This window comes from Rhodopirellula sp. J20-39, assembly GCF_057365095.1.
This window is the reverse complement of sequence record NZ_CP195123.1, coordinates 6,760,258-6,775,998: the sequence shown is the minus strand read 5'-3', so window position 1 is coordinate 6,775,998 and position 15,741 is coordinate 6,760,258. Positions and strand designations below refer to the sequence as shown.

The 15,741-nt window shown below is 55.1% G+C and carries 11 protein-coding genes; 9 read left to right on the top strand and 2 right to left on the bottom strand.

What is annotated here, in order from left to right; all coding sequences use genetic code 11:
- Positions 1-154: 154 nt before the first annotated feature.
- Positions 155-997, bottom strand: a complete 843-nt coding sequence (locus tag ACR3ZL_RS24690) for a hypothetical protein (protein ID WP_473650432.1) — start codon at positions 995-997, stop codon at positions 155-157.
- 630 nt (positions 998-1,627) lie between these two features.
- On the opposite strand from ACR3ZL_RS24690, the gene arsB reads away from it, so the two are divergent.
- Positions 1,628-2,815 carry an ACR3 family arsenite efflux transporter gene (gene arsB / locus ACR3ZL_RS24685; RefSeq protein ID WP_473653461.1) on the top strand — a complete coding sequence of 396 codons (1,188 nt, stop codon included), beginning with the start codon at positions 1,628-1,630 and terminating at the stop codon, positions 2,813-2,815.
- 50 nt (positions 2,816-2,865) lie between these two features.
- Here arsB and ruvB read toward each other — a convergent pair whose 3' ends face one another.
- Complete coding sequence (gene ruvB / locus ACR3ZL_RS24680) at positions 2,866-3,966, bottom strand: Holliday junction branch migration DNA helicase RuvB (RefSeq protein ID WP_473650433.1); 1,101 nt, start codon at positions 3,964-3,966, stop codon at positions 2,866-2,868.
- A gap of 136 nt (positions 3,967-4,102) precedes the next feature.
- Here ruvB and ACR3ZL_RS24675 point away from each other — a divergent pair, with 136 nt between their 5' ends.
- The 8 genes from ACR3ZL_RS24675 to ribD all read left to right on the top strand — a co-directional run bounded on the left by ACR3ZL_RS24675 (position 4,103) and on the right by ribD (position 15,736).
- Positions 4,103-4,786: a sigma-70 family RNA polymerase sigma factor gene (locus tag ACR3ZL_RS24675; protein WP_473650434.1), complete on the top strand. Its 684-nt coding sequence runs from the start codon at positions 4,103-4,105 to the stop codon at positions 4,784-4,786.
- 1 nt (position 4,787) lies between these two features.
- Positions 4,788-5,906 carry an SMC-Scp complex subunit ScpB gene (locus tag ACR3ZL_RS24670; RefSeq protein ID WP_486173044.1) on the top strand — a complete coding sequence of 373 codons (1,119 nt, stop codon included), beginning with the start codon at positions 4,788-4,790 and terminating at the stop codon, positions 5,904-5,906.
- A gap of 50 nt (positions 5,907-5,956) precedes the next feature.
- The gene (locus ACR3ZL_RS24665; RefSeq protein ID WP_486173043.1) at positions 5,957-6,343 is read left to right on the top strand and encodes a hypothetical protein; all 387 of its coding nucleotides are present in this window, start codon (positions 5,957-5,959) and stop codon (positions 6,341-6,343) included.
- Positions 6,344-6,591: 248 nt separating this feature from the next.
- Positions 6,592-7,824 carry an SHD1 domain-containing protein gene (locus ACR3ZL_RS24660; protein ID WP_486173042.1) on the top strand — a complete coding sequence of 411 codons (1,233 nt, stop codon included), beginning with the start codon at positions 6,592-6,594 and terminating at the stop codon, positions 7,822-7,824.
- A 397-nt stretch (positions 7,825-8,221) separates the two neighbouring features.
- Complete coding sequence (locus tag ACR3ZL_RS24655) at positions 8,222-11,362, top strand: M20/M25/M40 family metallo-hydrolase (protein WP_486173041.1); 3,141 nt, start codon at positions 8,222-8,224, stop codon at positions 11,360-11,362.
- Positions 11,359-12,210 carry a hypothetical protein gene (locus ACR3ZL_RS24650; protein WP_473650438.1) on the top strand — a complete coding sequence of 284 codons (852 nt, stop codon included), beginning with the start codon at positions 11,359-11,361 and terminating at the stop codon, positions 12,208-12,210. Before ACR3ZL_RS24655 ends, ACR3ZL_RS24650 begins: the two co-directional genes overlap by 4 nt.
- A 200-nt stretch (positions 12,211-12,410) precedes the next feature.
- On the top strand, positions 12,411-14,558 hold the full coding sequence (locus tag ACR3ZL_RS24645) for a tetratricopeptide repeat protein (protein ID WP_473650439.1): 2,148 nt from the start codon (positions 12,411-12,413) through the stop codon (positions 14,556-14,558).
- A gap of 26 nt (positions 14,559-14,584) precedes the next feature.
- Entirely contained in the window at positions 14,585-15,736 is a 1,152-nt protein-coding gene (gene ribD / locus ACR3ZL_RS24640) for a bifunctional diaminohydroxyphosphoribosylaminopyrimidine deaminase/5-amino-6-(5-phosphoribosylamino)uracil reductase RibD (protein WP_473650440.1), read from the top strand.
- Positions 15,737-15,741 lie beyond the last annotated feature (5 nt).

Genomic DNA, 15,741 nt, shown 5'->3' with positions numbered 1-15,741 from the left:
CGGCATTCTTGAGAAATGCAGTTTGCATGGGGGCTGAAACTTGCCCGCTCATTGGGGCGACCGTTAACAAGCCGCTTTACCCGGCGAATAAGTTTGCCCGTCAATCATGGCATGGTCGCGTTCCAGGACTGGTCGGTTTCCTTTTACGGAGAACCTATTTCGTCGAAGGCGCACACTTTCCGTCGGGGCAGCATTGTTGGCCGGGTTCACACTGGCCATTTGGGCCGCATTGACCACCCGGACAACAGGATGAGCTTGCGGCCGTTAGACGCTCAACGATTTCGTCTTTGGTCGCGCCTTCGGGAAACGTCGCAACCGGTTGTCCGGGAGGGCTCAGGACAATCATTGTTCCCTTGGCAGAGGTGAGGTCGGCATTGAGGGATTGCAGGAAACCTTGTTCAGTCGTGTCACTCGGATCGACGTTTACGATCTGAGTCGAAGTGGCAAAGCGATCGTCTTGTGTCAATTCGCGAGCACCGGCAAAATCGTTGGTATTGGCTTGACGTTTCACGCAGAGCAGAACCAGCTTGCGATCTTGCATCGCTTTCAAGCAAGTTGCAGTTGCCGAGCTGACAATCGACTCCCGCAATTGTTGTTCGTTGAACTTAATCGGCAAACCACGAGTCACAGCACCGTTAGGGGCGATTGCCAGTGCTAAGGGCATAGGAGCACGACTGACTCCGAGTTGCTCGACGATTTCCGCGTTGTTGGAGTCGGTGATTTGCACGCTGACAGCATGGGCGAGGTCCCCCATGCGATCGGTTGCCTGGCTGAAAACACGCTGCATCGATTGAGTTTGCTCGTCGTTCTGTTTCCAGAAATAGACGAACAGATACTTCCCCTGAGTAGCCGCTTTCTGCATCGCGGCGACGGCGGTGGTGTTCGCGACTTGGGGCGATGTTGGTTCTGTAGCTCGGATGGTAGAGGACGGTGTGAAGCAGATCGCGGCGAAGGCCAACGTCACGATTACCAGGGTTTGTGTGCTGATGTGTTTCATTCGAAATTCTTCGCGTTAGTGAAACGATGACCCCTTCCAATAGAATGAAGGGGAGGAACAGTGGGATGCGTGTCTGTGGTCTATATCCGCCAAGGCGAATATTTTGTATATTCGCCTGTTCGCATGTAGTGAGTCCACCCCAATTTTCACCTGCAGTCGATTGCTGTGCCAAGCGGTTTGCCGGTCGAAGCGTCTAACAGGCCAGAATCTAAGCGAAATAAGCAACCGACTTGAGGCTGGTAGCGTGCACCGGAGATGCAAAAATTTTCTGCGTCAGTCACTTTTCGCAAGATCGCGATCTAGAGGCCTATTCCTATATCAAGCGGTTTCTAGGGAGCTCTATCTTGTGATGGCGATTGACAGAGCTGAAAAAAACTGTAGCTTCAATCGTTAATCGCCGATAGGCGTGTTGGGGCGATCAATGCAACGGCAGTTATGAATCACAACGGATCGAGCGGTGATTCGTTGGTGAAGTTGCGACACGCTTAAGCAAATGACATCACCTCGCAACGCCAAGCATTGCAAAGTGATTCGATACAAACGTTTCTAATCCAACCCGCTGTGAGAAAAATCGAAATGGACGTTACATCCACATGCCCCGGACAAGACTCGCCTTCATCGGCAAGTGGGATGGGCTTTTTCGAACGCTACCTAACGGTATGGGTTGGGCTTTGCATTGTTGGCGGGATTGCGTTGGGCAAGATTGCTCCAGGATTGGCTCAATCTCTCGATGCGATGGCAATCTATTCCGGCGACGCACCCGTGGTTTCGATTCCGATCGCGATATGTTTGTTCTTCATGATGTTCCCAATCATGGTCAAGATTGACTTTGGTGAAGTGGTTCGTGCTGGCAAGGCAATGGGCCCGGTCTCGCTGACCATCTTCATTAACTGGGCCGTGAAGCCGTTCACGATGTACGCGATTGCGAACTTCTTTTTGGGAACCGTTTTTCTTGGTTTGATTGGTCCCGATGCGATTGATTACGTCAAAGCTCCGTTGGGAGCCGATCTCGAAGTGGGAGCCGTGTATGGATCGGGTAAAGCCGTGCTGGTCGACGGCGTAACGATGCTGGAAGTGCCGCTGTGGCGAAGCTACCTGGCGGGATGCATTTTGTTGGGAATTGCACCGTGTACGGCGATGGTCTTGGTATGGGGATATCTTGCCAAAGGGAATGATGGCCACACATTGGTTATGGTTGCGATCAACTCATTGATGATGTTGGTCTTGTACGGATTGCTAGGAGGATTTTTGCTGGGGGTGGGGCAGCTTCCGGTGCCATGGAAAGCTTTGTTGTTGTCGATCGCAATCTATGTGGCGTTGCCGTTGGTCACAGGATATGTGACGCGAAGATGCCTGATTGCGACTAAGGGAAAAGCGTGGTTTCAGGATCGGTTTTTGCGATATCTTTCGCCGGTGACGACAACGGCGTTGTTGGCCACCTTGGTTTTGCTGTTCTCGTTCAAGGGTGAAACCATCGTTGCCAACCCACTGACGATTCTTTGGATCGCTATTCCGTTGACGATTCAAACGATCTTAATTTTTGCACTGGGCTACGCGCTGTCGAAGGCATTCGGTTTCAGCTACGAGAGTGCTGCACCCACCGCGATGATCGGTGCGTCGAATCACTTTGAAGTCGCGATCGCGACAGCGACAATGCTATATGGATTGTCTTCCGGCGCAGCGTTGGCAACCGTCGTAGGCGTTTTGATTGAGGTGCCGCTAATGCTGGCGTTGGTGAAGTTCTGTCTAAAGACAAGTGGCTGGTTTCACGCTCCAACCGGCGAGAAGCTTAGCCATCAAGAATTGGCCAGCTCGTAGCGAATCGTTACTCGGCGGCTGAGGCACGGTTCTGTAAAAGTGTTGGCCGATTAAACATCGGGCATCGGGCGTTTCATGTGTTCGTAAGACTTGGGTGTTGCTAGACGCCCACGTCGCGTACGGACCAGCAGTTCGCTTCGTAGCAAAAACGGTTCCACTTCATCTTCCAGCGTGTCGCTGCTGACGTTCATCGTGTGCGCGATCGCATCGAGGCCAGCGGGACCCCCAAGGAAAACTCGCATTAGCGTGTCGAGGTAGTTGCGGTCTTGTTTGTCGAGTCCCAATTCGTCGATGCCGATCATGTCCAGCGCGGCTCGTGTGATCTCTCGGTCGAAGTTGCCGTCGGCTTTGCTTTGAGCGTAGTCGCGGACCCAAAGTAGTCGATTGTTGGCCAATCGCGGGGTGCTGCGACTGCGGTCGGCGATCATGTTCGCGGTGCCATCGTCGACTTCGATGGACAGCTTTTTTGCGTTGCGATGAACGATCTCGGCCAACTCGGCCCGCGTATACCAGCCGAGGTGTTCACGGATTTGAAATCGGTCACGCAGTGGTGCGCTCAGCATGCCGGCTCGAGTGGTCGCGCCGATCAAGGTGAACGGTTTGAGTTCCAGATTCAAGGTTCTCGCGTTGACTCCGTCCCCCAAGACGACGTCGATGCGGAAGTCTTCCATGGCGGTATAGAGGTATTCCTCGACCGCCTTAGGGACTCGGTGGATCTCGTCGATGAACAGCACCGAGCCTTCGGAGACATTGGTTAGGTAAGGGAGCAAGTCCTTGGGGGCTCGCAATCCAGCTCCGTTGGCCATTTGGACGGAGGTGTTCATCTCGTTGGGAATGACGGTGGCGAAAGTGGTTTTGCCAAGCCCGGGAGGACCGTCAAACAGAATATGGCCGAGCGGTTCGCTGCGGGAAGTCGCGGCATCAATGGCGATTTTAAGTCGTTCGATGACGTCGCGCTGGCCGACCATCTCGTCCATGCGGCGTGGACGCAGTTTGCCGTCGGCATCGGAGCGTGGCTTGGGTGCTTGGCCTCCGGCGACGCCGTTGGCCCTATCGTTTGGTGGTGTGCCGTCGCCACCGGCGGCGGAGCTGGATTGCTCGCCGGTTTTTCGCTCAGGATCGGATTGTTGGTAAATTGCTTCGCGTGCCATTGAATTGCCTCTCGTGCTTCCTTTATTCGTTACTGTAGCGGGATGGGCTGATCGAGCGTAGTTCAGTTGTGGTGTCGCGCCGTTTCGTCTCGTTTTGGCTGATCAAACCGTCTTTTTGTCCGCAATCGCCCCACTCATGTCAGAATCCACTGGTTCCCGTTCCGAAAATTCCCAAGCGTCTTCGCCTCCGGTCGACACTTCGGACCCCGACGTGATCGCTTGCTACGAGCCGTATTTGCGGATGTTGGCCCGGACGCATATGCGAGCTGCTTACCAGGCAAAACTAGGGGCTTCGGACATTGTTCAGCAAGCGATGTTGCAGGCCGTTGGGGCATTGGACCAGTTCCGGGGGGGCACCGAGGCGGAATTACGGGCCTGGTTACGCCAAATTTTGGTTCGCCAGATCTGTCATCTCGACCGAGACATGCACCGGGACAAGCGGGATGTGCGTCGCGAGCAGTCGATGGAGCAGAAGCTGGCCAAATCGTCGATGCGGTTGGAAGGTCTGTTGACGGCTGATCAGGCTACGCCCAGCCAGGTTGCAGTCGTTGGTGAGAATCTGTCCGGCTTGGTCAGAGCGGTAGAGCGGTTGCCAGACGATCAGCGGCACGCGATCGAACTGCACTATTTAGAAGGGCTGAAATTGGCCGAGGTTGCCGAGGCTCTTGGGAAGACGACCGGAGCGATTGCTGGGCTGCTGCATCGTGGCATGAAGCAATTGCGGGCCGATTTGAACCAGTCGCACAGTCAGGTTGGATTTGCGATGCCGAAGTCCAAAGCGGCTGATGCGAAAGCGGTTGACAAAAAGGAGAGGTCATAAGATGGATAAGGAAGATAAGGAATCCGAGGAACATTTCGATCCGGAACTGGAGGACGGCGATTTGGGAGCTGCTGAGTCGGACCGCGTCGTCTCCGAATCGGGCAGTCACGTTGATGACGAAGAGTCTGGCGAAACACCCGGCGAAACGCCGGACAACGAATCGGAAGATGTGGCCGACGAGTCGGAAGACGTAGCCAGCGAGCTTGCTAGCAATGATCTTGCGGGTGAGGTGCCAGTAGAAGACTCGCTAGTAGAAGGCGAGCCAGAAGATGTCGAACCAGCGGATGGGGATTTCGAGGATGATGAGGATGCGTTTTCGCTGGAGGAGCTCGGCGCGGCGTATCGGCACATCGTTGCCCAGGCCGACTCGGGGGAAGACACGCCGGCGATTGAAACTGGCGAAGTGCTGCAGCGGGAACAGTTAATTGCCGCCCAAGCGAAAGCGGACGCTGAAAATGCGGCGAAGGCGGCCGAGGAACAGGACTTAGATGGTGAGGATGATCAGGAATGGGACGAGACGCCAGCTGAGGAAGAACCGGAGACGGCTGCGACGCCGCTGGCCATCATTGAAGCAGCCTTGTTCGTCGGCCAGCCGTCGGGTGATTCGATTTCGCCAACGCGTTTAGCATCAATCATGCGGAACATGACGCCCGACGAGGTTGAGGCGATCATCGAAGAACTCAATGCTTCCTATCGTGAACAACGACAAGGGATCCGAATCGCTCAAGACGACGCCGGATACCGTATGGTGGTAGCCCCCGAGGTAGAATCCATGAGACATGTATTCACGGGGAAGGTTCGTGAGACTCGGTTGAATCAGAGTGCGATTGAGGTGTTGTCGTTGGTTGCCTACCAACCCGGAATCACGTCTCAACAATGCACAGACTTGCGAAGCCGAGATAGTGGGGCATTGTTGAACCAGATGGTGCGTCGCCGGTTGATCGAGATGAAACGTGAACCGGTAGACGGTGAACCGCCGGCTTCGGCAGAAGATGGTAAAGCTAAGAATAAGAAGCCCAAATTGGTTTCAAGGTTTTACCCGGCGGAGCGACTGCTGGTTTTGCTCGGGCTGGAGTCACTTGAGGATCTGCCCCAGGTCGAAGAAACCCATTTTGAATAATCCATCATCAGTGGCCCGTCGGCGGGACGCTGCTATTTGATTGGCTGCAAATGAACTGGTTGCAAACGCTATTAAAAAAATGGGACGACTGGTGCGGCGACCATCAAATGGAGAGTTCGATTCGTCAGCACTTGTCGCGAAACGGCTACTTTGGCGGTTCGGCGAAATTCCATGGCGTCCGTTTAATCGCGGTGCAGCGTCCCGGTTGGCTACAAGTATTCCGGTTTGAGGTGACCGCTCGTGTTGACCCCGGCGTGTCGGATGACGAACCGATCCCCGATGCCGAATATCGAAAGTTGTTCGGACTGGTTCGCGAAGACCAACGTCACAATCAAAGCGACGTACGCGTCTTTGAAACCGAGTCGGAGCGATTGGATTTGTTCAAACGCTGGAGTGACGGTCTGATCTGCTTGCGGAGTGCGCGGTCGCTTCAGTAACTGGGCGACCGAAATCCCATCGCAAGTTAATTGTTTGCCCAAGCGTCTGGTGATGGAAAACGCGATGGTTGGCTGGGGCGGTCTGTCGTTTTCGTCGGCGGGGGAGAATACAATCGGATGCTTCCCCATTTTCTAACGTCATGTAGGTCAACCAGTTTGTTTGGTTGGCTCGTCGAGTCGAGTGCATGCTTCTTTGCAACGACGGCGCAAGAAAAGGTGCATTAATCTTCACTGAGCGAGCTTCCAGAATGCGTTTGCGATGTCTTCTATCCGAGGTGCCCTCACTGAGAATGTGGGGCTCCTTTTGCTGTGTCGTTTTGCTGATTAACTCGCTGGTTCACGCAGAAACTTGGACGGATGCGACCGGTAACTTTTCAGTCGAAGCCGAGTTTCAAGGCGTCGATGGCGGGAGCGTGGTCTTGCTGAAAGCAGACGGGCTTACGATTCGCGTGCCGATTGCGAGATTGTCAGCGGAGTCAAAGGGCGTCGCTAAAAAGTTATACGATCAGATGAAAGAAGCGGATGCTTCGAGGGGGAAGTCGGTTGCCGAACCGATGTCACCTGTCAGTCCAATCGACAATCCACGTGAAGAATCAAACGCGGTTGCGACGAACGATGGAGATTTGATCGTTACTGGCTATCCGCTCGATTCGGATCTGAAGACCGCAATGAAGTTTGTGAGCGAACAGATGGAGGCGGGGAACGTCAATGTCTTATGGCAATTGCTGCCCCCGGAACTACAGCATCTGGCTCAGGACCAGGAGGTTCAGGATGAATTGGCCCAGTTGATCGATCACCATCAATCGGCGTTGGACAGCTTGGATCGGTTGCTCGATGGTCTGCTTTCGGTGCTTAAGAGCAAAAAGCAATTTGTGCTCGGATCTGCGATTGGGAAATCGATGAAGCCCGACGGCAAGCGGCACTTCACCACGCACTATGACGATTTCGTTTCTCTGGTCGCGGCAATCAATGACGCAGTGCGAGATCGTGCACAGATTGGCAATCTTTCTTTACTGCAGTTCACCGACCAACACGGTCGGGCAATCCTGAAGCATGCCGATCGGTTCATGACCGACCTGCCCGATTCGATTCCTGCGATATCGCTGTACTATCGTTTTGATGTGGAACAGAAATCCGAATTGGAAGGGACTCTCACGGACCCCGATTCACCTGACAAAGTCACCCCGATGGTGCGGGTTGGTGGTTATTGGGTTCCGGTGAAGTCGAATGAGGCTGTCGAGGGAACTAACTCTTCGGGACGTTCGGTGAAAGAGGAGTTGGTGCAACAGTTGAAGAAACTCAGCAGTGAGCCGATCTCACCGGAAACTCATCAAATGATCGGTATGGTTGATGGGTTCATCGGACAAGCTTTAACGCGACTCGGTGCGGCGGAGTCCCAGGCCGAGTTTGATCAAGTATTGGGCGTGTTGGCTGTTGTGCCGGGAATGGTTTCCGGAAAGCTACCTCTGGGTGGAAATTGATCGAAGCGATACGGAAGTATTGGTTACGCGTAGATTTGATCTGTTTGATTGCCTAACCGTGTCGTTGATGACTCACCACCCGCATTCGGGTTCGCGCTCTAACGTTTCACCGTGTTGCAAGGTGTCATTGAAATCGTCCTTTTGATTTAGGCGATTCGTCGAGAGAGGCAAACAAATTGTTTGCTGTCGCGTGTTAGAGTCGGAAGCGGTTTTGTGTTTTTGTGGAATCCGTCGGCTCCACGGGGAGCCAAGCGGCTAGGCAATTCGTAGACTACGGGGTAGCGGATTCCACGATTCGCTGGAAACAAGCTTCGGAAACTTTCGACATCGGATGGCTTCCCCGTTTCGTTGCACGAAGCGTTGGGTAGCCCGCTTTCACTCACGCTAAAAAATTTGAATGACCGACTCACGTTTAGCCAATTCGATCCCGCTCTTGGTTGTGTTGCTTTTTTCGTCAGCCAATCTGTCACCGGCACAGGAAGCACTGGCGGAAAAGACAGCCGCATCGGTTACGGATGATTCTCAACGCGAATCCGAATTGCTTTCCAACACGCGGTTATTGACGTTCGAAGGACGACGCGCAGGTGAAGGGTATTTCAGCGCCGACGGATCACGAATGATCTTTCAAAGTGAGCGGGACCCAGCTAATCCGTTCTACCAGATCTATTTGATGGACTTAGAAACCGGTGATTTGCAGAAGGTCAGTCCGGGATTTGGCAAAACGACGTGCAGTTGGATTCATCCCAATGGCGATCTGGCCTTGTTTGCCAGCACGCACGAAGACGAGCAAGCCAGATCCAAACAAAAAGAGGAACTGGAGATTCGAGCGTCGGGCAAGCAACGACGTTATAGCTGGGATTATGACGCGAAGTACGAGCTGTATTCAGCGGACTTAAACGAGATCAAAGAGGGCACGACCGAAGGGCTAACCCGATTGACGGATGCCGAGGGTTACGATGCCGAAGCCAGTTATAGTCCCGATGGAAAGCAAATTGTTTTTGCATCCAATCGCCAGGCTTACGAACGTGAATTGACAGAGCGAGAACAGGAGCTGTTTGAGCGTGATCCCGCTTTCATGATCGATTTGTACATCATGAACGCAGACGGGACGGACGTTCGGCGGTTGACCGAAGAGCCTGGATACGATGGCGGGCCCTTTTTCTCGCCAGATGGTCAGCGGATATGTTGGCGGCGGTTTGCTCCCGATGGAGCGACAGCGGAAATCTTCACCATGAACGTCGATGGGACGGACGTGCGAAGGTTAACCAGTTTGTCAGCCATGAGCTGGGCACCGTTTTTCCACCCCAGTGGCGATTATCTGATCTTCACGACCAACCGGCACGGGTTTGCCAACTTCGAACTGTATTTAGTGCGAGCTGATGGCGAAGGGGAGCCTGTGCGTGTCACCACGACGCCAGGCTTTGACGGTTTGCCCGTTTTCTTGCCCGATGGAAATCGGCTTTCATGGACCAGTACGCGTGTTATGAACGCCGACGGAAGCTTGGCGATGGACGAGGGTGAGCCGAAGAAAGGCACCTCGCAGATTTACCTGGCCGACTTCAGCGACGAGAGGGCTCGACAATTGTTGGGGCTGGGGCACGACAAAGCCGAATCGGATGACGTCGATGCGGCGATCGCCCGCGAGACGCTACAGTCCACTGCACCGGAGTACCGCGACCGAGACGTGATGCGGCACGTGGATTATCTAACTCGTCCCGAGTTAGGCGGGCGGATGACCGGTACCGAAGGTGAGAAACGGGCGACGGCTTACGTTGCGGCGTATTTGGAATCGCTGGGGTTCGAACCAGCCGGACGGGATGGCTCGTTCTATCACACATTTGAGTTCCCTGCCGGTTCGACGTTGGGTGAAAGCAATCAGATGACCGTTGCGATTGCGTCCAAAGAAACTGCGGCGTCCAAGAATGTCGACGTTGAGCTGAACAAGGATTGGGTACCGTTGTCGTTTTCGCAAGTGGGTGAGATTCCGTCCGGTGAGGTCGTGTTTGCTGGCTACGGCTTGCAGGTGCCGGGTGATGAAGAGAACGATGAATACGACAGCTATGTCCATTTGGATGTTATGGACAAATGGGTGATGGTGTTGCGGGATCTTCCCCAGGACATCGCCCCGGAACAGCGTCAACGTATGGCTCGTTACGGCGATCCGCGACGAAAGGTGACCATCGCTCGAGATCAGGGCGCCAGGGGCGTGCTGTTTGTGGCTGGACCAACCAGCCAGGTATCACGCCAGTTGATTCGATTTGATGCTAATGCATCCCAAGCTCAAGTCAGCATCGCCGCGGTGTCGATCAGCAATGAACTGGCGAACCAAATCTTCGCCAACAGTGGTGAAAGTTTGGCCGAAGTGCAAAAAGGCCTGGATGACGGTTCCATGGCGATGGGGATTCCCATCGATGGAGTCAAGATTAACGCGAACTTGGAGATCATTCGGCGAACAGGGGAAGGCCGGAACGTCGTTGCACGTTTGCCTGCCAAGGATGACGGAGCCACTTATCCTGTGGTGATGGTCGGGGCACACATCGATCACCTGGGACGCGGTGGCAGTAACTCGTTGGCTCGGGACGACGAAGAGGGCAAGGTCCACGTGGGGGCGGACGATAACGCTAGCGGTGTTGCGGCGATGTTAGAAATCGCTCAAGCAATCGCCGCGGACAAGCGATCGGGCAAGCTGAAGATGCGACACGATTTAATGATTGCGGCCTGGAGCGGTGAAGAGTTGGGGCTATTTGGCTCACAAGCGTTTGTCGATGAGTTTTCGACTTTGTATCCCGACGCCCCCGTGTCCGAAGTGGATCCCGACGCGGTGGCGATGGCTCATGCACATGGGATGACTCCGGATGCGGCATCGCTTGGTGATGCGGTGGGGGTCTATCTGAACTTAGACATGGTGGGACGATTGGAAGAAAAGCTGATCGTGCAAGGGATTGGTTCGTCACCGAGCTTTGCTGGTGAAGTCGGCCGCCGGAACGTTCCGGTTGGGCTGCCGATTCAGTTGGACAAGACCAGCACTCGATTGCCTACCGACGCTTCGGCGTTTGTGGCTCGTAAGGTTCCAATCTTGGCCGCCTTCACGGGGGCCCACGAGGATTACCACACTCCACGCGATACTCCTGACAAGTTGAATTATCCTGCCGCGGCGAAGATCGCAAGGTTATTCGGTTTGTTGACGCGAGGCTATGTGGTGGCGGAGTCGATGCCGGCCTTTGAGCTGGATGAGGGGCCTGCTAGCAAAGAGGTGCCGCGTGCTCGATTGACCGCTTACTTGGGGACCATTCCTGACTATGCCGCTGGCGAAGTCAAAGGATTGAAATTAAGTGGAGTGGGATCCAATGGACCCGCTGAGAAAGCTGGGCTGCGTGGTCGCGATGTGATCGTCGAATTAGCCGGGCGTAAGATCGAAGATATCTACGATTACACCTACGCGATTGAGGCTTTGAAGATTGGCCAAGAGGTGACGGTCGTTGTGCAGCGGGATGGTAAACCGGTGGAGCTCAAGATCACTCCGGGGTCACGAGATTGAGTGAACTCAGCTCGCCAGGACGATCCGCTGGGTTGTCGGTTTCTTTGTTGCGAGGGTTGCTACTGGCGATCTGCGTGATGGGAATCGCATCGTTTTCGGGGCGAGTCGCTTATGGTGAACCGCCCCAAGCGGACGATCACGAGGCCGCATATCAGAAGTTGACTTTGGCGGACTTGCCGGCAGTGCCAGGGGATTTGAAAACGTTGGTCGACGAGAACGGTCTGACTTTCCTGATCGGCGGTGTGCGGCCGTCACTGGTCGATGGAAGACGTTCGACGGGTAGCCCGGGACGACGTTTCGATGCGGAGACCCAGTTCCGAATGAGTTACCGGTTTGATAGCTCTTGTTCGTGGGAGGCGATTCAGGATCGACGAACGCCGGACTCGGTGAAGCAGCTTGCGGTGAAAGTGAAGTTTAAATGGGTGCGGTTGTCGGTGACCCACCAGATCTGGTTTCGGGAAATGCCCGACTTGGATCGCTTTTGGGAATCGCCATTGGTTTTGCACGAGCTGGATCACGTCCGGATTTCGGGCGATCCTCGGATTGCGAATCGATTTCGTCAGTCGGTGCTGGAAGATTCGACGATCGAATTAACGCGGTCCGAAAGCGAGCCACTGATCGCGGTGGCGTATCGCAAGCTCAATGCGAAGTGGTTTGGTCGAGGCCCGCTGGTTTCGTATCTGAATGCCCGGGACGCTCGCCCGTTCATCAAAACGGCAATTCAATCGCATTTCGATCAGATCGTGGAGCTGACCCATGTTCGTTATCAGGAACTGGACCGCGTCACCGAACACGGACGCCGGGCAGTGCCGGACACGGGCGAACTACGAGAATGGCTCGGGCGTTAAATGTCGGGTGATCGGATTCGCCCTATCGGGGTGACCGATGCGGTGGGATTGCAAGCTGGGGTGATGCTAGCCCGTTAATGCCAGAGTCGGTTAACGCCAGTCCGGTATCGTCCCTTGGGGCAGCGCCCTGTGCGTGGTAAGTTGTTCGCCTAAACGCAATCCAGGTCATCTTCCCTTCTTGTCAGATTTAGTGAGACTCCATGTCGATCGATACCTACGCGATTTGCCCGTGCGGTAGCGGAAAAAAAATCAAGTTTTGTAAGTGCAAGGATTCCGTTCACGAACTCGACCGGGTTCTGAAAATGGTCGAGGGGGGGCAGCTTGTGCCCGCACTGGATCGTCTGGCAGCCATTCTAGATGAACACCCCGACGCAGCCTGGGCGCTGGCGATCCGGGGGCGGTTGTTGATGGATTTGCGTGAATATCAGTCTCTGCAAGAAAATGCGGACCGGTTCACTCGTTTGCAGCCGTCCAACCCGCTGGCCCTGACGCAAAGTGCGGCCGCGGCAATGTTCAGTCAAGATTTGGGCAAGGCGACTGAGTTGATGCTGGAAGCGTTGACGGAAAGTGGCCAAACGGTTGATTCGTTCGTTTTAGACGTATCTTCGTTGCTGGCGTACGGCTTGGCCGGCAATGGCATTCTGTTGACCGCTCGTATTTACGCCACGCTGGCATTCGTTTCCGAAGGGTACGAAGGCAGCAACATGGCAGCCAACGTGCTGCAGCAAATCAACCGGGACCCGAACATCAACCTGCTCGCCAAGGTGATGCCGGATCTGATCAAGCGTCCTGACGACGTGGATTGGGCCGAGCGTTACGACGAAGCGGCATTGTTGCTAGCAAACAACAAGATCGTGCTGGCCGAAAACAAGTTCGATTCCTTGCAGCGATCTGCTCCGCTTCAGCCGGCCGTTTTGTCAGGGCTGCTGACCTGTTCAATCTGGCGAGGTGATTTCGAAAAGCAGATCGACTTGCTGAAGAAGCTTGCCCAGTGCGAGAGCCTGACGTTGGACGAACGGGCGAAGTATTTGGCGATGAGTTTCGTCGTGGGGCCAGAATCGGGGCCTGTCGCGGTTGAAAAACTGATGTTCCGCGGTGACATCGAAACCATTGATGAAGTGTTGATGGCGTTGACGGCTCATAACCGATTCGCCGATCTGCCAGCCGAGGTGCTGCAACAACTCAAGGGCGATCAGGAAGTGGGCCCACGAGCAGCATTCCAGTTGCTTGACCGGGACGCCATCGAAAGCGATGGGATTCCAGCGACTGACCAAATTCCAGAAGCGATCGGCTTGGTCACGATTTACGGCAAAGAAATGGACCGTTCCGCTCGCGTGGAAATTATTGGTGTCAACGCATCGTTGGAATCTTCTGTTCGCGAAATTTTGTCGTCGGCAATTCCAAGCGTCGAATTCGCTTCGGAAGTGGAAGGCACGCTGCCACTGGCCGTTTCGGCCATGCCACAGCCTGGTGGATTGAAGCTGAAAGATGCTGCTGAATTTGAAACGGTGCAAAAGAATCTGTTTGCCGATCGAGTGCTCAATAACTTGGCCCAGACGACTTTGCCGTTGTTGGACGGGCGAAGTTTGATCGAGGCGGCAGGCGACGAGTCGAAGCTAGTTGAACGAGCCGCGGTGGTTCGATATCTCGAAAGCGAAGATAGCCTGGTTGCTCGCGATGAAACGATCGTTGACCGTCTGTACGAAGCGGCGAGCGTTCCCAAACCACAACCGATTACGCCAACCGGTGACGAGGTCGAAGAAGTCCAGGCATACGATCTGAACCGAATCGATGTCAGCGGCGTGACTGCTGAAAACTTGGTCTACCTGATTCAGCGGGCTCAACAGGTGTCGGCGACTCAGGTTGGGCGTGCCGCTTCAAAGCGATTGGTCGCGATGGATGTGCCAACCGACGGCGAATTGGCGGGTGCGAAATTGCTCGGTTATTCGTTCCTGTTGCAACATGCAACCGGTGGCGACGAAGCGATCGAAAACTTGGAAGCTGCGAAGGAATACGCCGCCGCGAACAAGCTGCCAACGGCATCGTTGTTGTTGACGGAATTGCCACTTCGTTTGCGACGTGCCGAGCCGGAGAAGTTCCAGGAATGCGTGCAAACGATCGTCAGCGAGCATGGCAACGATCCCGAGGTGATGGGCCAATTGCAACAAATGCTGGTTCAGTTCGGTTTGATTCGTCCAGACGGATCGCCTGCTCAACGACCGCAAGCGGGTCCTGCTGCACCCGCCGACGCCGGCGGATTGTGGACACCTGATGGCGGCGGAGCAGCACCGGCTGCTTCGGGCGGTGGCGATTCGGGCAGCAAGTTGTGGGTTCCAGGAATGGATTGAGGCACCGCCTCGATTCGTTAATTGCTATGCCGGAAGCCCCTTTAGAATCTGAGCTCGTCACCGACGAGCGTTGGATGGATCAAGCGATCCAACTTGCTTGGCGGGGGCAAGGCTATGTGGAGCCGAACCCGATGGTTGGGTGTGTGATTGTCCGCGACGGTCGTTTGATCGGGCAAGGCTATCACAAAGTGTTTGGCCAGGCTCACGCGGAAGTCAATGCGTTGGCGGATTGTCAGCGTGCGGGTGAGGATCCGGCTGGGGCGACTGCGTTCGTGACGCTCGAGCCATGTTGTCATCACGGCAAGACGCCTCCCTGTGCGGATGCTTTGGTTGCCGCCAAGGTCAGCCGTGTTGTCGTTGCGGTGGTTGATCCGTTCGATGCCGTTGACGGTGGTGGTTTGAGCCGCTTGAAGGACGCTGGCATCGAGGTCGTGACCGGTGTGGGGACAGCCAAGGCAACCCGATTGCTGGCACCCTATTTGAAACGCGTTCGGACGGGGAAGCCGTGGGTAATCGCAAAATGGGCGATGAGCATGGATGGCCGGATTGCGACGTCGACCGGCGAGAGTCAGTGGATCACAGGTCCAGAATCACGCAAGGAAGTGCATCGTCTACGTGGGCGTGTTGATGCGATTGCAACGGGTATGGGAACGGTGCAAGCCGACAACCCTTCGCTGACCGCGAGAGAAGGTGGCCCGCGGCAACCAACTCGCGTTGTCTTCGCGCGGACCCGATGTCCCGATATCAAGTCACAACTGGTACGGACCGCATCGGAAGTACCGACTTGGCTTGCCGTAGGAGACTCCATCGCGGAATCTGATCTGGCATTGTTGGCGGATCACGACGTCGAGTTCATTCGCTGCCAATCTACGACGCTGCCCGAGATGGTCGATGAGGTTCTGACGCGGTTAGGATCCGGCGACAACCCAGCGGGCCAGCAGATTACCAACTTGATGTTGGAGTGTGGTGGCGGGTTGCTGGGTAGTTTTGCGGCAGCGGGACAGATCGATGAAGCCCACGTTTATGTCGGTTCGAAGCTGATCGGAGGCCGGGCGGCACCGGGACCGGTTGGCGATCCAGGCATCGGTCAATTGGCCGACGCTCTTGGTTTTCAACTTACCGATATGTCGCAGTTCGGAATGGACGTGCGACTGATCTATCGGCGAGATACCGACTGAGGCGG

Excerpts from the sequence above, each read along its gene's own strand:
- ACR3ZL_RS24675 (WP_473650434.1), top strand. The coding sequence starts at position 4,103 with ATGTCAGAATCCACTGGTTCCCGTTCCGAAAATTCCCAAGCGTCTTCG.
- arsB (WP_473653461.1), top strand. The coding sequence starts at position 1,628 with ATGGGCTTTTTCGAACGCTACCTAACGGTATGGGTTGGGCTTTGCATT.
- ruvB (WP_473650433.1), bottom strand. The coding sequence starts at position 3,966 with ATGGCACGCGAAGCAATTTACCAACAATCCGATCCTGAGCGAAAAACC.
- ACR3ZL_RS24660 (WP_486173042.1), top strand. The coding sequence starts at position 6,592 with ATGCGTTTGCGATGTCTTCTATCCGAGGTGCCCTCACTGAGAATGTGG.
- ACR3ZL_RS24670 (WP_486173044.1), top strand. The coding sequence starts at position 4,788 with ATGGATAAGGAAGATAAGGAATCCGAGGAACATTTCGATCCGGAACTG.
- ribD (WP_473650440.1), top strand. The coding sequence starts at position 14,585 with ATGCCGGAAGCCCCTTTAGAATCTGAGCTCGTCACCGACGAGCGTTGG.
- ACR3ZL_RS24665 (WP_486173043.1), top strand. The coding sequence starts at position 5,957 with ATGAACTGGTTGCAAACGCTATTAAAAAAATGGGACGACTGGTGCGGC.
- ACR3ZL_RS24690 (WP_473650432.1), bottom strand. The coding sequence starts at position 997 with ATGAAACACATCAGCACACAAACCCTGGTAATCGTGACGTTGGCCTTC.
- ACR3ZL_RS24645 (WP_473650439.1), top strand. The coding sequence starts at position 12,411 with ATGTCGATCGATACCTACGCGATTTGCCCGTGCGGTAGCGGAAAAAAA.
- ACR3ZL_RS24655 (WP_486173041.1), top strand. The coding sequence starts at position 8,222 with ATGACCGACTCACGTTTAGCCAATTCGATCCCGCTCTTGGTTGTGTTG.